Source organism: Shewanella sp. YQ_9, assembly GCF_043103185.1.
Classification (GTDB): domain Bacteria; phylum Pseudomonadota; class Gammaproteobacteria; order Enterobacterales; family Shewanellaceae; genus Shewanella; species Shewanella algae.
The window spans coordinates 1-23,315 of the sequence record NZ_JBICJO010000070.1 but is presented as its reverse complement, the minus strand read 5'-3'; the positions used below and the strand labels follow the sequence as shown (position 1 = coordinate 23,315).

Annotated in this window: 17 protein-coding genes and 1 pseudogene; 8 read left to right on the top strand and 10 right to left on the bottom strand. The window is 48.9% G+C overall.

The window, feature by feature from the left end; all coding sequences use genetic code 11:
* Positions 1-199: 199 nt before the first annotated feature.
* Together pseB and pseC are read left to right on the top strand one after the other, a co-directional pair.
* On the top strand, positions 200-1,195 hold the full coding sequence (pseB, locus tag ACF8D4_RS19265; protein ID WP_044734046.1) for a UDP-N-acetylglucosamine 4,6-dehydratase (inverting): 996 nt from the start codon (positions 200-202) through the stop codon (positions 1,193-1,195).
* On the top strand, positions 1,192-2,355 hold the full coding sequence (gene pseC, locus ACF8D4_RS19260; RefSeq protein ID WP_392466387.1) for a UDP-4-amino-4,6-dideoxy-N-acetyl-beta-L-altrosamine transaminase: 1,164 nt from the start codon (positions 1,192-1,194) through the stop codon (positions 2,353-2,355). The genes pseB and pseC overlap by 4 nt, the downstream gene beginning before the upstream one ends.
* A 109-nt stretch (positions 2,356-2,464) precedes the next feature.
* Here pseC and ACF8D4_RS19255 read toward each other — a convergent pair whose 3' ends face one another.
* Both ACF8D4_RS19255 and ACF8D4_RS19250 read right to left on the bottom strand, forming a co-directional pair.
* Positions 2,465-4,174 carry a cytidylyltransferase domain-containing protein gene (locus ACF8D4_RS19255; protein ID WP_392466384.1) on the bottom strand — a complete coding sequence of 570 codons (1,710 nt, stop codon included), beginning with the start codon at positions 4,172-4,174 and terminating at the stop codon, positions 2,465-2,467.
* On the bottom strand, positions 4,171-6,135 hold the full coding sequence (locus ACF8D4_RS19250; RefSeq protein WP_345858462.1) for a glycoside hydrolase: 1,965 nt from the start codon (positions 6,133-6,135) through the stop codon (positions 4,171-4,173). Before ACF8D4_RS19250 ends, ACF8D4_RS19255 begins: the two co-directional genes overlap by 4 nt.
* A 265-nt stretch (positions 6,136-6,400) precedes the next feature.
* Between ACF8D4_RS19250 and ACF8D4_RS19245 the strand changes: the two genes are divergently transcribed.
* Genes ACF8D4_RS19245 through ACF8D4_RS19225 form a run of 5 tightly spaced genes read left to right on the top strand, consistent with a single transcriptional unit; the run spans position 6,401 to position 12,311 of the window.
* Positions 6,401-7,312 (top strand): class I SAM-dependent methyltransferase, encoded by a 912-nt coding sequence (locus ACF8D4_RS19245; RefSeq protein ID WP_144158985.1) that lies wholly within the window; start codon positions 6,401-6,403, stop codon positions 7,310-7,312.
* A gap of 28 nt (positions 7,313-7,340) precedes the next feature.
* A complete protein-coding gene (locus tag ACF8D4_RS19240; RefSeq protein ID WP_107005727.1) occupies positions 7,341-8,546 on the top strand; it encodes a bifunctional 2-polyprenyl-6-hydroxyphenol methylase/3-demethylubiquinol 3-O-methyltransferase UbiG in 1,206 nt (401 codons plus the stop codon).
* A 19-nt stretch (positions 8,547-8,565) separates the two neighbouring features.
* Positions 8,566-10,353: a 1-deoxy-D-xylulose-5-phosphate synthase gene (locus ACF8D4_RS19235; protein WP_107005728.1), complete on the top strand. Its 1,788-nt coding sequence runs from the start codon at positions 8,566-8,568 to the stop codon at positions 10,351-10,353.
* Positions 10,346-11,101 (top strand): SDR family NAD(P)-dependent oxidoreductase, encoded by a 756-nt coding sequence (locus tag ACF8D4_RS19230; RefSeq protein WP_025009379.1) that lies wholly within the window; start codon positions 10,346-10,348, stop codon positions 11,099-11,101. Before ACF8D4_RS19235 ends, ACF8D4_RS19230 begins: the two co-directional genes overlap by 8 nt.
* Positions 11,091-12,311 (top strand): ATP-grasp domain-containing protein, encoded by a 1,221-nt coding sequence (locus ACF8D4_RS19225; RefSeq protein ID WP_392466377.1) that lies wholly within the window; start codon positions 11,091-11,093, stop codon positions 12,309-12,311. Before ACF8D4_RS19230 ends, ACF8D4_RS19225 begins: the two co-directional genes overlap by 11 nt.
* Positions 12,312-12,360: 49 nt before the next feature.
* Here the strand turns inward: ACF8D4_RS19225 and ACF8D4_RS19220 are convergent, their stop codons facing one another.
* The 8 genes from ACF8D4_RS19220 to ACF8D4_RS19185 form a co-directional block, all read right to left on the bottom strand.
* Positions 12,361-13,224 (bottom strand): N-acetylneuraminate synthase family protein, encoded by an 864-nt coding sequence (locus ACF8D4_RS19220; RefSeq protein WP_335924944.1) that lies wholly within the window; start codon positions 13,222-13,224, stop codon positions 12,361-12,363.
* A 62-nt stretch (positions 13,225-13,286) separates the two neighbouring features.
* Entirely contained in the window at positions 13,287-13,532 is a 246-nt protein-coding gene (locus tag ACF8D4_RS19215; protein WP_392466375.1) for a hypothetical protein, read from the bottom strand.
* Entirely contained in the window at positions 13,529-14,860 is a 1,332-nt protein-coding gene (locus ACF8D4_RS19210; protein WP_392466372.1) for a motility associated factor glycosyltransferase family protein, read from the bottom strand. The genes ACF8D4_RS19215 and ACF8D4_RS19210 overlap by 4 nt, the downstream gene beginning before the upstream one ends.
* Before the next feature lie 489 nt (positions 14,861-15,349).
* On the bottom strand, positions 15,350-16,036 hold the full coding sequence (locus tag ACF8D4_RS19205; protein WP_392466371.1) for a hypothetical protein: 687 nt from the start codon (positions 16,034-16,036) through the stop codon (positions 15,350-15,352).
* Between the two features lie 130 nt (positions 16,037-16,166).
* Entirely contained in the window at positions 16,167-17,681 is a 1,515-nt protein-coding gene (locus ACF8D4_RS19200) for a leucine-rich repeat domain-containing protein (RefSeq protein WP_392466370.1), read from the bottom strand.
* Positions 17,682-18,604: 923 nt separating this feature from the next.
* Positions 18,605-19,564: a hypothetical protein gene (locus tag ACF8D4_RS19195; RefSeq protein WP_335921935.1), complete on the bottom strand. Its 960-nt coding sequence runs from the start codon at positions 19,562-19,564 to the stop codon at positions 18,605-18,607.
* Positions 19,565-20,562: 998 nt separating this feature from the next.
* Positions 20,563-21,645 carry a Shedu anti-phage system protein SduA domain-containing protein gene (locus ACF8D4_RS19190; protein WP_392466367.1) on the bottom strand — a complete coding sequence of 361 codons (1,083 nt, stop codon included), beginning with the start codon at positions 21,643-21,645 and terminating at the stop codon, positions 20,563-20,565.
* A gap of 518 nt (positions 21,646-22,163) precedes the next feature.
* Complete coding sequence (locus ACF8D4_RS19185; protein WP_335921938.1) at positions 22,164-22,706, bottom strand: hypothetical protein; 543 nt, start codon at positions 22,704-22,706, stop codon at positions 22,164-22,166.
* Between the two features lie 502 nt (positions 22,707-23,208).
* On the opposite strand from ACF8D4_RS19185, the pseudogene ACF8D4_RS19180 reads away from it, so the two are divergent.
* Positions 23,209-23,315 (top strand): annotated as a pseudogene (locus ACF8D4_RS19180) (IS110 family transposase); the annotation flags it as partial.

Below are 23,315 nucleotides of genomic sequence, written 5' to 3'. Positions count from 1 at the left end.
AGTGATCTCTGTATTGAAAATCGGCTTTTGACTTTGTCTCCTAAGTTTTTGTTATACAATGAAACCTATACTGTGCATACTTTAAGTTGTTGGTTAATAGCTTGGTTTGGCTCAGATTTTGTATATTGACCGGGATAAGAGGATGACGTAAAGCCATTCAGGTTTATCGTCAGCGTAAAAGCAGAGGGCTGGATAATATATGTTCAACAACCAAACAATACTTATTACTGGTGGGACAGGTTCCTTCGGACAGAAATACACCAGAACTCTGCTGGCTCGCTACAAACCCAAGCGTTTAATTATCTTTTCCCGTGATGAGCTCAAGCAGTTCGAGATGCAGCAGCAGTTTAATGATCCCTGCATGCGATACTTTATCGGCGATGTGCGCGATAGTGACCGTTTGATGCAGGCGATGCAGGATGTGGACTATGTGATTCATGCAGCAGCGATGAAACAGGTGCCGGCTGCTGAATACAATCCGATGGAATGTATCAAGACCAATATCCATGGCGCAGAGAATGTAATTAAGGCGGCGATCAGCAATAAAGTGAAGAAGGTGATCGCGCTCTCGACCGATAAGGCGGCCAGTCCAATCAACCTCTATGGTGCCACCAAATTGGCCTCCGATAAGCTGTTTATTGCTGCCAATAACATAGTCGGCAGCAGCAAAACACGTTTTGCAGCGGTGCGTTATGGCAATGTGGTGGGGTCCCGGGGCTCTGTGGTGCCGTTTTTCAAGAAGCTTGTTGCCGATGGCGCCGAGTCCTTGCCGATAACCCATCCGGAGATGACCCGCTTTTGGATCACCCTGCAGCAAGGGGTAGATTTTGTGCTGAAGAACTTTGCGCGGATGCAGGGCGGAGAGATCTTTGTGCCCAAAATTCCTTCTGTGCGTATTACCGAGTTGGCCAAGGCTTATGCTCCGCACCTGGAGCATGATGTTATCGGTATCCGTCCCGGCGAGAAAATGCACGAAATCATGTGTCCTGCAGATGACTCTCATCATACCCTGGAGTTTGATGATCACTTTGTTATCACGCCAAGCATCCGGTTCTTTGGCCGTGAAATCGACTTTTGTACCAATGCGCTTGGGGAGACCGGGCAGCCGGTAGCAATGGGATTTGAATATAACTCGGGAACCAACCCTCATTTTCTGGTCGGGGATGAAATAGTCAAGCTGGATGCAGATGTATGATCCCATATGGCAAACAGAATATCAGCCAAGACGATATTGATGCTGTCGTTGAAGTTTTGCAATCCGACTGGCTGACACAGGGCCCCAAGGTGCCGGCGTTTGAACAGGCGATATGTGACTATACTGGCGGCAAATTCGCCGTTGCGGTAAACAGCGCCACATCGGCTCTACATATTGCTTGCCTGGCACTCGATGTCGGGCCAGGCGACAGGGTGTGGACATCCCCCATTACCTTTGTGGCTTCTGCCAATTGTGCCTTGTACTGCGGCGCGAAAGTGGACTTTGTTGATGTCAATCCCGAATCCGGGAACATGTGCCCTGAGGCGTTAAAGGCCAAGCTGGAGCAGGCTAAACGAGAAGGTGCTCTACCCAAGGTGGTTATTCCGGTTCACCTCTGTGGTCACAGCTGTGATATGGCTGCTATCGCCGAGCTGGGTAAAGCGTATGGATTCAAGATCATCGAAGATGCCTCCCATGGTATCGGTGGCAGTTATCGGGGGCAGAAGCTTGGTAGCTGTGAGTTTTCGGACATCACGGTTTTCAGCTTTCATCCGGTCAAGATAATTACCAGCGCCGAAGGCGGAATGGCACTGACCAAGAGTCAGGTATTGGCCGATAAGATGACGCTTTTTCGCAGTCATGGGATCAGTCGAGAGCCCAATACCCTATTGCGCCCCGATGAAGGCGACTGGTACTACGAGCAGCATACCTTAGGCTTCAATTACCGTATGACAGATCTGCAGGCGGCGCTGGGGCTTTCACAACTCCAGCGCTTGGATGAATTTGTCTGCAAGCGCAACCTACTGGCTACTTATTACAGCCAAGCGCTGGCAAAGTTGCCGGTTGTGAGTGTGGAGCCTTTACTAGGTAGCGTGAGTGCTCGTCATCTTTATATGATACGCCTCAAGGAGGCCGGGCGGCGCCGGGAGGTGTTCGATACCATGCGAGAGCGGGGCGTGCAGGTGCACGTGCATTACTTCCCGGTGCACTTACAACCCTATTACCTCTCTCTTGGCTTCAAAGAAGGCGATTTCCCGGCTGCAGAGCAGTTTTATCAGGAGATATTGACTCTGCCTCTTTATCCGACCCTGGATGAAACCGCTCAGCAAAAGGTGCTTGATGAGTTGACCTCCAGCTTAAATACCAGGGCGGCGTCTTAAGCTCGAGAATGTAAACTCGAAAATGTCAGCTTGGGACTGTCAGATTGTCAGACTGTCGTGCTGCCGTTTGCTTTACTCTTTGCGACTATTTTTGCCACTAGCTTTGTCGCTATTTTAGCAGCGAACTGATTTCAGCCATCAACTGCTTGATGCCGCCATGGTTGGCAAAGACCCTGGCGGCCTCTGTTTGCAAATTTTCGCGCACTTTGGCATCACTGAGCAACAGTTCCAGTTTGTGAATGGCATCAGAGAGCGAGTCGCTGATAAGGCAAGATTGCGTTTTCTCCAACAGTGCCAGCTCGGCGTCATCGCACAGATGCCTTGGCGGCAGCAGCAAAGTCGCCGCCCTTGCATAGATGGATTCAAACAGCGACAAGCCATAACAGCTCAGCACCACTTCGGATTCGGCAATCCATTGCTTGAGATTTTCCGGATTTTTAAGCACTTGGATATTACACCCGGCGGGCAATAGTGGCCTCGGTGCCAATGGCCCCTGGATCCAGACTATCGGCCAATCGGTATGCAGTTGACTCAGTAACCCAGGCAACGCTTGGCCATACCCCAGGGCATCGCTGCCGCCGGTCAATACCAAAATTTGAGGCTTCTTCGGCCTTTGGGGAAGGGGACTGAACAGGTAGTTTTGCCAGCCGGAAGATACCTTGGGATGTTGCAGTGAGGTATTGAAGCTGGGAATGAACAGCCAATCCAACTCAGGTAACAGCGGCGCCAGTTTGTCTATGCCGACAAGTTTGCATCCCTTGTGTCTTAGGTTTTGCAGCGCCTGCTTGATGGCAGGTAGAGCGATAAAATCCGGGTGGAGATCTAGTATGATCAGCGGGCTGGCATCGGCCTTCAACGCAGTAAGCCATTCCGCTTCTGTTTGATACCAAGTGACTTTTGCTGATGATGTCTGGGCGAGTGAGTTAGGTGTCGAGCCTTCGTAGAGCGCATGAACTTGGGCACCTATGGCCAGATACTCCTGCAAGGCATCGGCGATCAACTCGGCGCGCTTGAAGTGTCCCAGGCCGATCTCCGCTCCCAAGTGACAATAGATGCCGGCCTTGGCGTATTGACGATCAGCGGCCTTTTGCTGCACATGGGCGTTGATGGCGCTCAAGGCCGGGTCACTGAGCAGTTGCTCCTGAACCCAGGCGAGGCTAACGATAGAGTCTGCCGGATGCTCGGCGTACCAGCGGCGGTAGACCTCAGTCATGAAGCGGTAATCGGCCTGGGTATCGACAGAGATTCGCTGCTGGACTTTTGAATAGTCGCCGCTGTCGGGAATGCTCAAACGTTCGAGTATCGGGGTTAACTTATCCCCATAGCCTACGTGCTCTCTGGACATGGCGCATTGACTGACCGACATCAATTTGTCCCAGCCCCGGCGGCTATAGAAGGCCATGCCTTCATGCATAGAAACAACGCCTGGGTTCAGTGCAATGCTGTCTTTCCCCGATGCCTTGAGCGCATTCAGCCCATGGTCGATAAAGCCGGGATCTATCAGCGGACAATCACCGCAGACGTAGAGAATATAATCCGGATCTTGCCTTTGGATTATGCTATCAAGCCTTGCCATCAGGTCGTTGACATCGCCTTCATAGGGATGGCATTCGACGCTATGCTCAGTAGCCCAATCCAGCAGCGGACGGTTAAAGTCATCTGCGGTTGTGGCCAGTTCGCAGTCGTTTACTTCTTGGCATTGCATCAGTCTGCGCCAAATATGGCTAATCATGGGGTCGCCGGCCAGTGGCAATAAGTGTTTTCCCGCCAGACGACTGGAGTTGAGCCTGGCCCCGACAATGGCAAGTGTCTTGGTCATAGCGACTGTTCCTCTGTTTTGGATGTTTCTGTTGCCGAAGGGCGAGAAGTTTGGCTATCTGGACTGATGCACAGCTCAAGGCTCAACAGTTGCCCGCCGGGTTTGAGGGTTTCATCGGCCTCAGCCAGCGAGAACCACAGCCGATTCAGATACTGTTCATCGATTTTTTTGCTGGAAATCATCGGCAAGGCTGCACAAAGCGCGGGGTTCCAGTCAATGCGAATGCCTCTTGCCCGGGTGCCAAAACAGATGGAGCCTGAGGTTGCCCCCAAAGCGCTGGATGAGGAGACAATCGAGGAGATTGGCGCGCCCTGATCCATGTCACTGGTTATCTGGAAATATTCATCCCTGTGGCCACCGAGACGGGTCTGATACCAGGCTCGCTGCTCACAATCGAGTAGGGTCATAAAGCCCAAGCGTACCGAGGCTTCCGGGCGACAGGTCTCTTCGAAATGAAAGCCGCTAAAGAGGCGCTCACCTTCGAGCCGATACCATTTTAATATCGCGCCGCTTTTGAGCGCTTGGCGGCAATAGATGACCAGGCAGCCGTCTTGCTCCCCTAGCTGGTATTCCACCCGATTGAGATCGGCCACTCTGTCGCGGTCGCGAAAACGCTCCAGCAGGAGGTGATTGCTGTAAAAATCGACGCCATAGCTGATATGGTCGAAGTAGCCGTGTGACAGGGTACCGACAACGGCTTCAAAGTCATGGCTGGCAAAGGCCAGCGTATCAATTGCCAGACCGCGGTTGCCGTTGAGTGTCAGCCTGATGTCCGGGGTTTGCACCTCCAGCCTGCGTCTGGCCTCATCATAATGAATGTGGATGTCTTTACGGGTTTGCCAGGGCGTAAATGTTGGCGCGGCCGAAGCCATCTTGGTCAATGTCAGCGCCTCGTAGCGCGCTTGGGTCAGGTGGGTTCTGAGATCGCTGGCCCAGAGGCGGCACAAGTCTCGCCAACTCGCATCGTCTGTATTGGGCTGCGCCTTGAGCTCAGCCAGCCTTTGGTAACAAAGGCTATTGAGGTGGAGATCATTGCGGCCGCTCAGCCCCCAACGGGTAATGTTGTATTTGGCCTGTTTCTTGACCGAAACCGGGTGCTGGGCATTGGTGAGTGCCAGGGGTTCTAAGCCTTGCCAATGTTGCAGCAGCTTGGAGGGGAGGCTCCACTGGTAGCCGTCCATGTCATTGAGGGCCATGAACAACTGCGCTATGCGTTGCCATTCGCCGCTTATTGGCTCGGCTTCGGTATGGTAGCGCCCGGGACGGAAGTCAAACACTTCGGCGTCGCTGCCATAAACCGGAAATGCCAGAGTGCCGGGTTTCAACACCTTGCGCAGATATTGCAGATAATCTTCCAGAGTTAGCTCGCCGTGAACATAGCGCTGGAATTTTTGAAAGGCGATGGCATGGTTCCAGATGACCTTGATCTGTCGGCCGCTGGCGCTCTTTAACGATTGTGGCCGCATTAACCGCTCTCGTTGCCACTCTGGGTTATGGGAAAAGGGATTGTCCCACTCTACCACCACGGCTTCGAAGCCTTCATCTATGTAGATATCAAGCAAGCCGGCTGAAACCGCTTGTTCATTGAGATAGGCGAGTCTGGGGCTTATGCCCAACAGGCGCTGATAAGCCTCTTGACCCAGCCTCAGGTTGGCACAGTTGACCTCGGCCGGGATCAGCGGCCCAATGATTTGGCTGTCGCCGCTGGCAACCAGCTCGCACTTTTGTTGCTCCAACAGTTCTTTGAAGCGAATGACCCAGGCCGGGTCTACCGCGTTGATACACTCGAGTGTATAAGCGGTTAGCTCAAGACCAACAGGTATGCCCCCCTCAGCCAACTGCAGCAATGGCCAGTAGCAGCGTTTTACCACCTCAGAGTGCTGCTCTGTTTCAACGGAGGAAAACGCCAGGTTGAGGTGAAAAACCGTGTATAGGGCTACCCGTATGTTTGAAGCTGGCATGGATGCTTGGCTGGTCATTTGTCGATGTCAAAGCTGTATATGTTTGAATAATAACAAATGCGATGGAGATGACCAGTAACAACTTGATAAGCCCATCCGAGGTTAGTAGTCGCTTTTACCCGCTTTAACTCGCTAAACTAGATACAGATTATTCAATTCCGGGTGAATGAGGCCGATAACCAGGAATATATAAGTCCTGGCTTATAACTTGCATTCAATACGGACAGCGTTGGATTAGTGACACATATTGCATTGAGGAAAGCACATGGTATCAATTGGTTGTGATAAGCACTCTGGCCCATTACTCGATGAGGTCGACGGGTTTCAGGTCATAGACTGCCAAGTGTGTGGTTTTAAACATGTGCACCCGCTACCCACTGCAGCCGAGCTGGAAACCGTATACCGGCACGAATACTATGTCAGTGATAAGCCATTGTTTATCAAGGAAGGTACCGCAGATAGCAAATGGTGGCAGCAGGTGTATTCTGATAGATTTGATACTTTGGAAGATTGCTTGCCGGAGAATGAGCGCAGAATACTGGATGTGGGTTCCGGTCCGGGGTTTTTCATCCAACACGGCCAGCAACGCGGTTGGTCAGCCATCGGCATAGAACCCTCTGTTAGGGCTTGTGAACATGCCCGCAGCTTGGGTACTGAGGTTATTGAGGACTTCTTCACCGAAAGTAGCGCTGCCAAACTGGGTAAGTTTAATGCTATCCACGCGAACGCCGTGCTGGAACACATTCCCAATCCCATCGAAATGTTAGCCTTAATGAGGGAGTCTTTGGTTTCCGGGGGAGTGCTATGCGTTGTTGTCCCCAACGACTATAACCCCTTTCAAGAGACTCTGAGAGAGATTGAGGGATATCGCCCCTGGTGGGTTGCTCCGCCTCATCATCTGAATTTCTTTGATTTTGACTCACTCGGTAACTTACTTGAAAAGATGGGGTTCGACGTCTTCCTGAAAGAAACCACATTTCCGATGGATATGTTTTTACTCATGGGTGACAACTATGTTGATGACGGCCAGTTGGGGCGGGCGTGTCATCAAAAACGGATCAGATTCGATACACAATTGAATAAAGCAGGTCGTAACTCGAGTAAACGGGCCTTCTATCAAGCCTTGGCCAATGCCGGCTTGGGAAGAGAAGTAGTTTTATTTGCCAGAAAGGTCTAGTCAGACGCGACAAAACAAGGAGATAACAATGAATAAGGTCAGAGTACTGATTCAGGCCAGCTCCCGCTCTTGGGCCGGGGGTACCGATATATGTATGGGACTGGTTGATGGCGAAATCGCCGTTGTCAGAACCGTTAAGCGTGCCCTGAGTGCTTTCCCTGAGTATGAGGTACGTCTTGCCGCGCCGGAATTTGATCGAAGTGGCGCCTTGGATCAGATTGTCAGTGACTTGAATGATCCCAGATTAACTGCATTTTATGGCTATGATGAAAGCCCGTTAAAGCGAATGCTGGCGGCCGCGGAAGATCTCAATGATGAGGATTACATTTTAAGGGCCGATGGCATCCACTTCTGTTTTGATACGGATCTCAGCAAGGAAATGTTGGCGCTGGCTCAAAGCCGTCAGTTGGATTGCGTTAAGTTACCCGATGATTTTCCGGTCCATTTCAGTTCCGAAGTGTTTAGAGTCGGCGCGCTGAGAAAACTTGTCACTCAATTGCAGGCTCCGGAAGATGCCAAGTTTCACGTCCATCCCAAATGTTATTTTGCCCTCAACAGGCATGAATTCAGTTTTGAGTACCTGCTTTCAACCCCGAGTTATTCGGATGAATACCTGTCTGAGTGTCGACGTCTGGCCAATGCTATTTACGAGATCCCCCGTCAGGAGGTCAATGGTAAGCGGATAGCCTCGGGAGACAGGTTGGGCTTTCATTACGAACTGGCGCTCCGTTATTTGAAACCCAATATGAAAGTATTGGATATCGCTTGTGCCGATGGGTATGGCGTGAGGATGATGTCCGAGAGTCTGGCGCAAGTTCACGGAGCCGATTTGGATCCGGAAAGTGTTGCCTTTGCCAAAGCACACTCACCACAAAAGAACGTGGATTTCTTTGTTGAAGATATCACCGCCATGTCTTTTGCGGATAACAGCTATGATGCAGTCACCAGCTTTGAAACACTGGAACATGTACCTGAACGTGAGTGTCTCAGTGAGCTCAAGCGTATTATTCGCCCCGGGGGCATGCTGGTGTTGAGTACGCCTCAAAATAGTCTGGGACATATTCCCGTTAATGCCTGTCATTTGGTGGAATATGACTTGGACTATCTCCTGAAGCTGGTCGGCGAATATTTTCATGTCGTCAAGGTTATAGGGATCAAGGCCGGAATTATCTACGATAATGCCGATCCTTACGGCACAAACACTGTGTTGGTCTGTATCAATCCTATTCGATAATTGCTGAGGATTAACTTCTATGGCAAATAATGCCTGCAAACCGTTTGCAACCTCTCCAACCGAACTCAAGGCGTTACCTGTAGCTGCCTTGGCCTCTCAGGCTGACGCTATTCGCCATTTTCTTATCGAGAAAATATCTGCCACTGGTGGGCATATTGGCGCCAACCTCTCTGTGGTGGAAATGACGCTGGCTATTCACTATGTGTTTGATTCACCAAGAGACAAAATCATATTCGATACCGGCCACCAAGGATATACCCATAAGCTGGTGACCGGCCGAATGCCGGCTTTTGACTCCTTGAATACCTATCGTGGCATGAGCCGATTTATAGCCAGAGAAGAGAGTGAACACGACACCATAGATGCGTCTCATGCCGGTACATCCATCTCATTATCAAGCGGTATCGCCTCGGCGCTGCGCTCTCGGGATGAAACGGCTTCCACGGTTGCGGTTATTGGCGATGGTTCCCTTGTGGAAGGGATGGCATTTGAAGCATTGAACTTCGCGGGAAGCGCACAAGACCTCAAACTGGTTTTGGTGCTGAATGATAATGAAATGGCGATAGCGCCATCGGTCGGTGGCGTGAGAAACATCACCACGGGAAAAGATTGGCAGCAAAAGTCGCGGCATTTCTTTGAAGGCTTGGGTTATCAGTATATTGCTGTGGCTGACGGCCATGATGTTGAAGCCGTAGTGAAAGCTCTTGAGGCCGCCAAGCAATTGGCTCGACCTTGTGTCGTTCATTTGAAAACCGAAAAAGGCCGCGGTCTGGCATGTGCTGCCGGGCATCCATACAAGTTGCACTTTTCCATGCCGTTTGATCCTGTCACTGGGCAGGGGGCTGCGCCTACCGTTGCGGGCAAAACTTATGCCGTAGTGCTTGCTGAAAAGCTTGAGAGCTTGATGCAAAGAGATGGTGATATTGAGGTCATCACACCGGCAACGCCCTATGCATCGTCTTTGGACAAATTATTTTTAACCTATCCGGACCGAGTCATAGATGTGGGGATGGCAGAGCAGCATGCCGTGGGTATGGCCTGTGGCCTGGCCCTGGAAGGGAAAAAGCCGGTTGTGTGCATGCAAACCACATTTATGCAAAGAGCATTTGACCAATTGTTGCACGATGCCTGTTACATGGACCTGCCGATCACAGTGTTGGGGGTCAGAGCCGGGTTCGCAGGTTACGATGGTTCAACCCACCATGGTCTATATGATATTCCCTATCTGCGTTCTTTCCCCAATATGCAGATTATCTATCCGGCCAACTCTGCTGAAGCGGAGCAGGTACTGGCGCAGAGGCTTGCGGCGCCCAAGGGGCCTATGGTGATCCTGCATCCTTATGAACCCATCTTGGCAACCGAACCCGCTATCGGGCAGATGGAGCCTTGTGGTCTGTCGGTGGCCGCCGAAGGGCAGGATGGCTATTTGATAGCTTTAGGCAACACCCTGGCCTGTGCCTGGGAGTTGAAATCCAAGCTGCAACAGTCTGGTAAAGACTTCGGCATTATTTGCATTCAGAGTATCAAGCCTTTCCCTGAGGCAAGGCTCAAAGAGCTGCTGTTGCCGGGCATGGATATAGTGACATTGGAGGAGAGTGTTCTGGCGGGCGGATTGGGCACCGCGGTACTGGAAACGCTCAGCGATGCAGATATTCGAGTCAGAATATTGCGTACCGGGGTCAATGATGCCTTTGTTCGCCCTGGCAGTAAACAGGAATGCAGCCAGGAAGCCGGGATCAGTGTGGCACAAATTCATGAGCAAATTGGGCAACGCTGGCCTGAGTATCTGGAGACGACTCATGGGTAGATTGGCGGGAAAAGTGGCTCTGATAACCGGAGCCTCCAGAGGCATTGGAGCCGGGCTAGCCCTGGCGTTTGCCCGCGAGGGAGCCGACATTATTCTTAACTATCGTGCCAATGATGCTGCCGCCAATTCTGTTGCGGAACAGATCCAGGCTATGGGCCGCAAGGTATTGAAGGTCAAGGCCGATGTTTCGCAGCGTGATGATATCAAGGCGATGCTTGAAGAGAGCAAAAAGGTTTTCGGTCGGGTAGATATCCTGGTCAACAATGCCGGTATTAATCAAAGGGGCTGGTTTGAAGAAGTCACAGATGAGGCCTGGGATCTTATTTTGGGAACCAACCTCAAAGGGCCTTTTATCTGTTGCCAGGAAATCTTTCCCCTGATGAAGGCAAACGGTGGTGGCCGCATCATCAATATCTCCTCGGTGGCCGGACAGTATCACGGGCCTAAAACCGTGCATTACGCGGTATCCAAGGCCGGACTGAATAGCCTGACCAAAATCCTGGCCCGGTACGGCGCCGAGCACAATATCCTGGTGAATGCCGTAGCGCCAGGTTTGGTTAGAACAGATCAAACTGCAGATGAAATTGACTCTCCGGCAGGTGCCAGGGTGTTGGATATGACGCTGTTGAAAAAGGCCGGGCGGATTGAAGATATTGCCAGCGCTTGCATTATGCTCGCATCGGACGAGCAACAGTATATGACCGGTCAGATCCTTGCGGTGAGTGGAGGAGCCATTCTTGATAACTGAGCGCAAAACTATCTTGTTGCTCGGCGGCAGTGCAGATCAGCTGTATGCAATCAAAACCGCCAAGAGCATGGGGCTCAAGGTCGTTGTTGTGGATGGCAATCCCAGCTCCCCCGGCTTTGCGTTTGCCGATGAATATGCGGTTGTCAGTACCAGAGACTTGCCGGCGTTAAAGCAATTTGTGGATGGGTTGACCTATCCTGTCCACGGTGTCGCCGTGATGGGCAGTGATATTTCCCAATATGTGTCGGCCCTGGCTGAACATCTGTCTTTGCCCTGTATTCCCTTGCAGGCGGCAGAGATAGCAACAGATAAATTGAAAATGAAGCAGTGTTTCGCTGCTCATGGATTGCCTATCCCCTGGTTCAGCGCCGTAGATAGCCTGAAACAGCTATTGGAAGTGATTGCTGAACGTGGCCTTCCGCTGATCATTAAGCCGGTTGACCGCTCGGGTGCGAGAGGGGTTTTCCTTCTTAAAGAGGGAATGGATATCGAGATGCTCTATGAGCGTTCGGTTAATGAATCCTTTAGCGGTCAAGTCATGGTTGAGGAGTATTTGCCGGGTCCACAAATCAGCACCGAAACTTTGTTTTATCAGGGAAAAAGCGTTACTCCCGGGTTTGTGGACCGCAATTACGAAATGCTGCAGAGGTTCTCGCCCTACATCATTGAAAATGGTGGTTGGCAACCCAGCCGATTGTCGCAAAGCCAAAGGAACAAAGTTGAGACTTTGATAGATCAGGTTGCTGATGCCTTGGGTGTAACATCCGGGGTGATTAAAGGCGATATCGTTTATACCCAGAATGGTCCCAAGGTGATAGAAGTGGCCACCCGCCTCAGCGGGGGGGATTTTTCCGAGAGTCTGGTACCACTCGGGCTGGGGATCAACTATGTCAAAACGGCACTGGAAATCGCCTTGGGGCAGAAACCTGACTTCGAGGCGTTAACCCCCAGGGTTAACCAGATGGTTGCCAATCGATACTTCTTTCCTGAGCCTGGAAAATTGTCGGCCATTGAAGGTGTTGCTGAAGTTAGCAAACAAGACTTTGTCAAAAAGCTGGAGTTTTTTGTCAAGCCAGGAGAGCAGATTAAACCTGTTGCCAGTCATGCCGATCGCGTCGGGGTGTTTATTGTCGTGGCCGATAATATGCAAGAGCTGGAACAGAGGGTAACTTGGGTTTATGAGCAGATCCGTTTTATAACGGCATGCTGAAACGCGACTTGGCATGAACAGACAGGGGGCTTATGCCCCCCGTTTTTTATCAATTGCCTTGATAGCTTTGCCGCATATGCTTCAGCGGCCGCAAACCATCGCTGGGGTCGGCGCGCCAGTCGCGATCCGGCGCTTCGCTCGGGGCCAGTAGTTTGTCGCTCTGACCGTCGATAAGCTCGGCTTCGCGACATTCGGCGATCACCGGCTGCATCTGCTGGGGTAGCCAGCAGTGCCCTGCGGCGTATTCGGCGCCCTGTTCATCCAGGTCGATATGAAATTCCACGCAATCGGCCTGCCAGCGGCCAACGGCGCGGCGAATCACCGCCGCTGATACGCTGTGATCAGACCAACCCACTTTAACCCCATAGCGCTCGCGAAAAGCGCCAATTACCGCCAGGTTGCAGTCGGATTTAGGCGTCGGGTAGGCCGATACGCAGTGCAGCAGGGTGATATCGCGGCAACCTGAGTCTTTTAACACAGAGATAGCGTGATCAACTTCGTCGAAGTTGGCCATACCGGCAGAAATGACCACGGGTTTACCTGTCTTGGCACAGGCTATCAGCAGCTCATCCCATAGTAGCTCGTAAGAGGCGATTTTGTAGAAATCGACATAGGGTTCAAGCTCTTTGACGGCATCGAGATAAAAAGGCGTGCAGGAAAACGCAATGCCGTGGCTATCGCAGCAGCGTTTCAACTCCGGCAGAAAATTGACCGGCAGTTCCCAATCCTTGCGCTTTCTGTGCATTTCGCTCTTTTCGAGGATCTCGGGGGCGAACAGTTGATCAATTTTAAATAGCTGAAACTTGACGGCATCACAGCCGATGGCCGCTGCAGACGCGATAAAATCAAAACAGCGTTCCAGATCCCTGTGATGATTGCTGGAGACTTCGGCAATAAAAAGCGTATGTTTCATCAGTTTCTTCCGCTTGGGTGATTCAAGTGCTTTATCGGCACTGAAAGAGTATTCCTGAGTGCTTAGGCCAATAAAGGCACGAGTTCATATTCCAGGGTGTCGGCCAGCCCCAGCCAGTCATGGCGTTGTTGCGAGGCCAACATGCCGGGGACCAGTGGCAACGCTTCACTTGGCAGCTGTTGCTGTTCCAGTCGTGCTTGCATCTGCTCTATGCAATCTTTCAACCGCCCGGAGGCCTCTGCTTCTTTGCCAAGCCTGAACGCGGTGGCCGTGTCGAGCAGCTGTTGTGGCAATGAATCTTGGATCATGGTTTCAACTCCTTGTATTGGCAACCTTTAATTCGGGCTCCTGAGAGGCTTGTTTGATAAAACCTGACATGGGGTCGCTTGGCTATGTAGGTTTCCAGATTTCGCAGATAAGCCCTGAGATTGAGATCGGTTGCCACTCTTTGGCCATGGCCATCCAGCACCCAGTGGCTGGCATTTTGCATTCTGTGTGTGGTGTTTTTTACCCAAGTTTGGGTCATTTTATCCTCAGTAGTCTTGGCAAAGTCATCCCAAAAGGCGTGGCTCTTGTTGTGGCAATAGCAAAAGTCGCAGCCCAGCAGGGTAATTTCACGTCCGCCCAGTAGTACTGCCAGATCTATCGCCGGGTGGATCACGCTGCCGTTGGTGTAAAGGCGAGTCTTGGGTATCTCTTTAAGCAGCGCATCATAAAGCGGGCTATTGCCATAGGCGTTAAACCTGGGGCCTCTCCAACCATTGAGGATTTCGGGGGCGACCCGGGGATAATAAGCCAGTGCTATCCCTTCGCTGAGTGCCAAAGGCAGGTGGTATTCGCCGACAAGTCCATCGATGCAAACCACTATGTCCGGGCGGATATTGTGGTGCAGCAAGCCCTTCATGGCGGTGTCGGCGCAGATAATCAGCGGCCTTTGCCGCTGCGTTTGCAACTTGGCCAGGTAATCGTAATGTTCTTCCAGCGAAGGCCCGGCGCCTATGACCAGGGCCTTATGACTGTGAACCTGCCGCTTAAGCTCAATCACATCGGGGTCGTGCAGCAGAAAAGGGCGATTGTCCTGCAGGCGCTTGATTATTGCAGGGTCGGTCGCCTGATGGCGGCGGTTGATATAAGGCAGATTTTGCTCGAGCACCAAGAGATCCCTGAGCCTGGCATTTTCATCACTGCAGAGTTCAAGGTCGGCTATCAGAGCGATATAAGGCTGGGTCACTTTAAGTTGTCCCGGCTGCAACTCCAGAGTGACGGCCGGATGGCTCAACCACTCTGATTGATCTGTGTAGCTGAGTACCAGAGCGAAAATGGCCGGGTTGAGAACATTTACCGTCAGCTTGGTGATGGCAGGATTATCCAACAATACGCTGGGCACATCGCCCATTCCTACGCCATAGAGACTGACCTCGGTCGCGCCGGCTGGCAGGGTATCAATATACAGTCTGGCTTCTGCCAAACGGTTGTGACGGCTGCTGAGCTGAATACCATCGACACTGATAGTCTGATTTTGCCCTGTCACCAAGGCCGCATCCAGGTTGCCGGGCGCTTGTTGTTTGAGTATCGCCCCCGCCAGTGGCCATCTGGACTGGATGATTTGCAAATTGGCTGCAAACAGCTCTGTCATGGAGGTTTCCTCGTTGAAGATGGGCTGTGTTAAAACCCAGATTGTAACCCCCGCCTGGCAGACGATAGGATTCTGACTTTAAAATTTAAATAATACAGTACCTTGGTACTTAGCGTTTGCCAAAGTCTTAATCTGTACCAGAGAGCATAGCTTCAAATACCCGGCTCATTTTAAGGCGGTAAGCACCTTGTTGTATGCCAAGAAGCTGGAAGCTTAATGGCCCTGGCCAAATGGGATTTCTCCTCAATCTGCCTATTAGGGCACATAACACAGCATTTGGCGGCTCAATGCTCAGGCCTTCGAGTGCCGACAGGCGTTTACCGGCTACAATCTTTTGCGCTTTACCCACCTGGCAACCGCTTGTCAAAAAAATGGCTTTGATGACTCTATGGCGCTTCAGTGCAGCAAATCGCGTTCCAGTTTGTAAACCTTTTTCGAGTTTAAGTCTTACTGGGGCGCTGAGCGTCTCTGTTGAATCGACCTAATAACTTAATCGTCGAGATACTTGGTCTGCTCGGTGTAATTCGGGGTCAGCAAGTTTTGATACAGCTTAGGGTTCATGTTGAAACCGCTGAATTTGCTTATGGTGTAGCAAAGGACTTTCAGCTTGAGCTTTCTGAAGCTGGGAGGGATAGGTTTAAGGAATTTGCAGCAATCGATACTCAAGCGTTCCAGCTTCTCAAACGCCAACATGGATTCGGGCAGAGACTCAGTGACAAAGTCCTCCAGAGATAAGGTATCCAACTCGGTAAACTCACCGATAAAATCAGGGATAACCTTGATATCGCCGCCTCTCAGAGAAAGCCGTTTTAACGGTAGGGCCTTAAGCTCTATGGGGAAATGATCCAGGCTCTTGTGCATTCCCATCAGTTTAAGGTGATGCAAGTGGGTATATTTCACCAGGGCCTTGGTGGCTTCCAGACTAAACTCATAACACAGGACCAGTTTCAAGGTTTCCAATGCCGGCGCATCGAGTGAGGCCAGGGTTTTAAGATCACTGCGTGAAATCAACAGGGTTTTCAGCCGTGGCAGCGAAATATTGGCAGGGAAATCGTCGAATTTGTTGAGTTTAACTGTCTCTAGCTTGGGGCTATTCGTTAACAATGGGCCAAGAGTAACGACGTCTGTATTGTGCAGCTCCAGCGAGGTCAACTGGGTAACGGCGGGGCAATTCAAACTAGGTAAAGCCTCCCTTTGGTCTGCGTCCCCATCCTCAAGCTCAGTCTCAACTTGGGCCGGGTCAATATTGAGCGACGCTAGATTGTGACAATGCATTAATAGATCGGCGATTTTAGTTGTCGCCAGTCTAGTGGTGAAGGAGGTGAGTCGCTCTGGCTGAGGTAGGTATTGAGACAGCTCTTCCCCCCGTGTCCGGCGTGTCATCGTCAGGGTAGTATTTCATCACAGCTGTAGAAATATTGCTGAACAGCTGCCGTTCGTTGTCCACCGGGCAATGGCTTAGAATGAGTTCATCCAGGGTTAGTCTCTCGGTTGGGGCAATAAGGCGATGACAACGGTCGATTTCCAACTTTTTGATGTTTCGTGGCAACAATGATGCATCTATGGTGAGTTTTTGGCCGTTTATTATGCTGAGGCTGTCCAGCGCCGCTATCTCTTTAAACGACTCGGGGATGGTTTCCGAGCTGGTCGAATTAAAACTAAGATTTTTAAGGCTTTGACATAGAGGTAGTTCATCCCAGAAGCCGTCGTCGACGAAATCTGCCCCCCAGATGCTTTCCAGTTGCGAAAACGCCCCAAAAGGGAAGCGAATGCCGGTTAAGTCTCTGGTGTAACCCAGGTGCAACTCTTTGAGATTAGGAAAACATGCAGCATGCTCACAGACCAATGCCAGCAGTTTCTTTTCTTGGATCTGAAGCCGGGTTATCTCTTCATATACCTTTGGGGCAAAACGGATATCTATGCCATTAGTGAAAGATGTTTTTTGATTGCCAAGCACCGTATTGGCATGGATTGAACTCAATAACGGGTTCTTCCATAGTGTCAGCTTATTGAGGTTGGCTAAGGTCAGTTGCTCATCAATAGATGCAAGTTGGGGACAGCATGAGACTTTCAAGTGTTGCAGCTGTGGCAGCTTATCCAGATTAGTGCCAAGGCGCTGTAAATCAGGGATTCGGCCCAGATCAATCTTGGTCAATCCTGCCGGTAAATCAAACAGCTCGGCGCCGCAGATAGGGGTATCGTACCAGGTTAGGCTGCTGAGGTTTGTCAGTTGGCGAAAATCAAGATCCAGACTTTCCAGCGGCACTGAGTCAATTTTAAACTCTTGCAGTTTCTTTAGCTTTTCAATGCTCTTGGGCAGTGTCTTGTAATCGCCTTCAATGTTGAGCTTTTCAAGCAGTGGCAGGCTACCGATACTTTCCGGCAACTGTTGTCCACAAAAGGGCTCGTCTTCGATGGCCAGAAAAGTCACCGAGGGGAAACGTGCCAACAGCTCGGGGCGCTCGCAGAGTGCCTCCAGTGGCTGACCGGCTCGAATATCTATGATGGTATGTCCAAGCCTGGCATAGAGATAATCGACATCCAGCTCGGCCGACAGGCTGGCATATTCGCAAAGGACACAGAAGACATCTCTCATATCAGGCTCTTTCTCGCCTTTAATCAGTTTCTTGCGGCACTTGAAGGCATTCTGAATATCCTGGCTCGCATGCTGTTTCAGCAGTTGGCGGATCTCTTTCACGCAGTCGGTATCGGCGCTGCATTTACCAATCAGGAAAAGGTCGTTGATGAATTTCTCAGGAAAGCCGTCACTGTTTTTAACAGTATTAAAGTAGTCGGGAAGGGATTCTATAAACTGGGACATAATATAAACAACTTATTGTAGGGTATAGTTACTAAGCCTGTTGGCCACTGCAGATGCTTGACGCCGTAGTTTTATCGTTCTGATTTTATCGTTCTGATTAACTTGGGCTTAGGGGGACATAAGCCCTGAATTTGGCCTGATTCGCTGTCGATAGTGCGCTGGAAGGTGTAGAACGAGATGGATTGCAAGATGCCCGGTAAAGTGCATCGAAAAGTGTACCGAATATGACATCGACAATTACAGATGGAGTAGCAGCATAAGATGCTGCGCAATGCGAAGAGCTGACTAATTCCATTTAATGATTTTCCTTCCAGTGACCACAAAAGTGGCCCGCACTCAAGCTTGCTACCGGATTTTACAAGAGTTGAAGGCCCTGTACAATCAATGGGATAGATATAGGCCAGTAATACTGGAATGATGTTTATGCAGATAACGGCCTTACAGGCGGTGTGACCGAAAAATCCAGTCAGGGAAGCTTCTAGTACCGGATAACTTAAAGAGCGGGACTGCGGGCGAAGGCAAGGACAAAAGTGTCACCATTCATGATCTGCATGATCTGCGTCGGTCGATCACCAGTTGGAGCGTGATGCGTGGCGGCTGATGTTGAAACCACGGGCAAACCACCAGTAAGCTGGAAAATCTCATCAAGAGATTGGTACTAATCTCGGGGAAAGGTCAACGGATTTGGGCGGAAAAGAATTTAGCCCAAATCTAATCTGACAACGGCACCCAAAATCGGGTAACTGTCAGATCAGGTCTGAGCTAGTACATCTAATCTGATAACGGCACCCAAAAATCGGGTAACTGTCAGATCAGGTCTGAGCTAGTACAATTTAACGCCCAAAACTGGGGCGACAAATGGCCAGCTATAATTCGAGCGAAGCGAGCCTGCTGGCTATTTGGCGTCCGCCTGCTTTTGCTTGTTATAGCGCGTTTTCACAAAAACATGATAGGCAACGACCTGATTTACTATCAATCAGCTTCTCTTCACAATATTCTTCTTCACATATTTTACTTAAAAGTGTTCCATTGTAATTGCAAATGCAGCATTCATATGAATCACCGGTTTCGGTTAATTGATATGTCTCTGCACAACGATGAATAAGCTCGTGATCCCAGAAGTGCATTTGCGAAACGACTTGATAACAATTTGGGCAATGAAATGATTTTTTCTTTTTATTGTAGTTAAAGTAAAGATTGACTTGTGTTGGTGTTAATACTTCAGTAACAGTTCTAAATTCGTTTAGTAATGCGTTTAAAGTATATGATTCAGTATTGTCTTCTTCTTTAAACATTTGGACTGAATTTACAGGAGTTTTATCGAGATATTGCTTTCTTGATTCGAACCAACTACTTGAATCAGAAAAATAATGATAGGCAAATAATATAAATTCAATAACTTCCACAGGCTTTACAGTTAACGATTTGTCTACCGTATGCATGACTTTATTTCTTATAACACGAAGTTTTTCATACCACTGTACAAATTGAACAGTAAATCTTGTTTCACAGACGGTATCATGTACTTTTAGTAAGTCTTGCGCATCTAGAGTTCTAAACAGTGAAAACTCAATATCTTTTTTATTACAACCTTTTGGCCAAGATTGAGGGCTACCAGAAATTAGCAAATAAGGTGATATATCAGTAATTCTGCCTTTTATATAGAATTCCACTGCCTGTTGCACGAGAGCTGTAGCACTAATCAGTGTTTGTTTGGCTGACCCCCAATACCTCTCACTCTCAGCTGATTGCTTTGAAATATCAATTAGACCTACTATTTCTTCAAACTCACTAATTAGTTCGACAACTGAATCCCAAGAGGAATTTAAATAATCCGTAGCTGCATTGAAAAAATCGTCTTTTGTTGGGAAATCAATAATCAACGTACACTCCTTTTCTGCATTGTGCTATAACGCTGAGTTAGGGTGTGAGCAACGCCATCACGAAACTTAACCTTACCACCGTAAACACGAAACCCAACCTCGAACTGGAAATGCCAAGCGTTGGGAATCACTCTTAAATGCTTTGTATGGTTTTGGTTCAACGTAGTTCACCAGTAAGTTCTTTCCATGCTTCATTAGCGGATATAGGTAACTTCAGTTGATATTCTACTTTGGACGAAAGACCAATAAACCTAGAGCCTAAGTCTTCTGGATTTATATTAAGTTCTTTATACAGTTTGTCTATGTAGACTAGTACGCCCGGGGCTAAAAATGCAGATTTAGGATCGAATGGGGGGGAACATCTTCAATATCTCAGGGTCCTTCGTTCCACAATTATTTGGACCATTTAGATCTATAAAGCAGACCTCAAGATATGTGTCCAACGCTTCAGATAATTTACCTTGCTTCTTTAGAACATCTCCCATTCCCAATCGAGCATTACGATATAGCCCCCATTTATACGCTGATGCTAGTTTAGGCAATGAGACTTTTAATTCTTCCCACTTAACATCTAAGTCCGTAGGAGTGTTGAAGCCTTGACTCATAAGCTTTTTTTGTTGCTTCTCTATCCCGATTTTCCGCTAAGAATTGTTCATGAGTACCGTTCTCAATTGACCACTTTTCTTCTATGAGTTCAATTTGATCTTCACGTACTAAAATCTTAACTCGTTCATCAGGGCAAGTTCGAACATACATAATCTGACTGCAACTAGGGCATTTTATCTTTCGCCCAGGCATCTTATCCAAAGTACTACTGCAATAAGGGCAAATGGGCTCTTTGTTTCCTACTCTAGGTATCTCAGTTGTTTTGTTTCCCTCGGTACGACTATTACCGAATGTTCTAAATATCTTGGATAAGAAACTCATAGATTTCTCCTGTAAAACCAAACGCCGCGCTCAGCCGCCGGAGGCCAATGGCAGCGCCTTGTTAGCCTTTATTACACAGGCTCTGTACCAGCTCGACTAATTAGATTTAGAATGTGGCCAGCCGAACGTAATATATGATTGTAGGTATAAATCCTAATGATTTTACTAAGACTTTCCTTTTCTCTAATCTTTTTCAACTGTTCATCAGTTAGATCATGTCCGATGACTAGGCTACAGCTGGGATTTTCAAAAAGCATATTTTTTTCATCTCTGAGGTAGCTACGCTGATTCAACACAAAAGATAAGTATCTCTCTGCCTGATTCCATGAATCATTGAAGCCAGCAGCAAAATTACCATCAGTTTTGAAACACGTTAAGAATGGCTGCTTAATTTCAATAATATCTCTGAAATTGTCGTGACACCTAACGGCTGTAAAATCTGGTATATTCGCATCATTGAAAGCTGAGTGTCGATCAACGGAACTATACTGCGATCCAAACATCCAGGCGTGTTCACAAAATAATTCTTGATATTTACTTTCTTCCTTTATACCTGAATTCAAATATTCGCTGAGTGTTTTGTAGCCTGTTTGCATTCTTTCGAACTCACTAATCCTTTCCTCTTTGGTCCCATTCATAATAGGAAGATCCATAAGAAGCAACTGCTGAACAGCCAGAATTTTATTTAGATCGATAGCATCGGAGTCAAACTCGGGCTGTAATGGCTCAAAATCAAAATACACCGAACGCTTCCAGCCACTGGATAAAAGAACAATAACTCCTACGTCCGACGGTATTTCAATTCCAAGATCAACTGATTCAACATGTCTTATATCACCTTTGTATAAAGGATCTCCCGCCCGGACACTACGATTAACTTTAACCATTGCCTCAATTTTTAACTCATTTATGTAGGCTGTACAGCTTAAATCAGGGTTAATGATTACAACTAAATGATCTATTTCCGATGGTTTCGGAAGATTAGGTATCCTCGAGAATATCATTTGATGCAGACCTTCAAGCCGGTCAAGCAAACGGATTGAGTCACGAGGATATACTAGCTCTCTAGATATAACTGGGACTTTATCGCCCGCAACACCAAATCCAGCAGAGAAACCTGCAGGAATCTGATCTAATGTGAATTCAATTGCCATATATTCCTCAGAGGCTAACATTTTAATAGTGAGACCCTGCAAGATAGCTTACCTTGCAAGCTTGTTCTACCTTCTAAGGAAGCAGGTGATTTATGTATCGGCGAAGCTAAATGTACAATCAGCAGGTCGTTTATTTGGCTGCTGCGCAGGCTGTTTGTCCTTCGGACACGCTTCCAATTATTCCGCACATCCTGTATTTCACCCTTCGGGACTGCTAAAGCCGTTCAAAAATGTTCCCGACATTTTTGTCGTGTGGCGGGCCAGCTAAGCGACAGAAACTATTCTGTTTCTTGTCCTTCGGACACGCTACCGCCCATGGATTTCGGATTCCAGCATTCCTGCCGCCCCCTAAGGGTATGATTGTATGGAACAAGTGTTCCACTTAGCTCGAACGTATCACAGCTCTTTTCGATCGTCTCTAGGACATTTGCTCTTTCTTACAAAAAGTTGCGTTTGCTCAACAAACGGGTCTTCAGGCTTCTTGTCCGACTCGTACTGTGCCACACGGTACTTTTCAGTTACTTTGCCTCAGCGCAGATTTTATCTCGGCGTTTAGCCAATTCAGGGCTGCTGTCCTTCATCGCTTTTAGTATGAGCTGATTACATTCTTTCTCTTTAAGCTGCTGCTCTGTTTGCCGTACGGGTTCGCCTGCGGCGCCTGTCTTTGGATTGAAAAGAAATGATCTTCCAGTCTTTGGGGTCGGTTCGCCTATTTTGGCTATCACGGGTCTGTAATTAAGGGATGCACTGCAATACATCCGCGATAAGCTGCGGCCCTTTGAGTTCAGGTTTTTCATGCTGGATAGCTGATTGCACAAATCCGTGAACATGGCTTTCGCTTGCAGGGTGCATTTGGAATAGGCGGTTGCTTGCTGCTTAAGGTCGGCACAGACACTTTCTTGCCTTACCTGCCAGAGAAAGTGCTGGAATCGAATGTCGGTGCCCTTGTAGGTGAGCGTTTGGGCTGTGACAGTGGTGTTTGCCGCATCAACATAGGCATTGGCAATGTTATTGCTCACCATCTCCAGATAGGCGGCGAACAGTTGCGACAGTGGATCCATAGCTCATCCTTAAGTAGCTGCTTGCATGTAAAAGCTTGGCTTCCCTTTAGTTAGCTAAAGATATTACCGTCTTTGATCTGGCTTTTAAATGATTAGTGTCAAAGCTGGTTTTCGGTTTTTACATAGTCTGTACACTTATTGACAGCACTCCAAGGTAAAGCGGTTTGTACTTCCTGCCTGATACTCTTTGTAGATTTCTCGTTGAGAAAGCACCCATGTATGCACTCGGGTGATGACTTTCACCCCAAAGCTGACAATGCCTCGAAGGCGGGTTAAGGCTTCATCGCCGTAGCGGTTGGTTTTGACTGCCGGAATACCCGAAGCACAACTGAGTTGCTAAAGATATACACCTAATTCCCAGGCACAGGCGGAACTGTGACCTTCCGAGGCATGGATGCCGAGGCAGAGCTTACAAGGATGATGGGATGGACACCTCTTGTTAAGAAGGCGTCATTAGCGCCATATTGAATTTGCACATTCAAACAACAAAAGGTGTCCTGACATGAACGTTACACTAATTGGAATTGATCTCGCAAAAAATATCTTTCAGGTCTGTGGTGTTAATCAGGCGGGGAAATCTGTCTTTAATCGTGCGGTAAAACGGTCTCA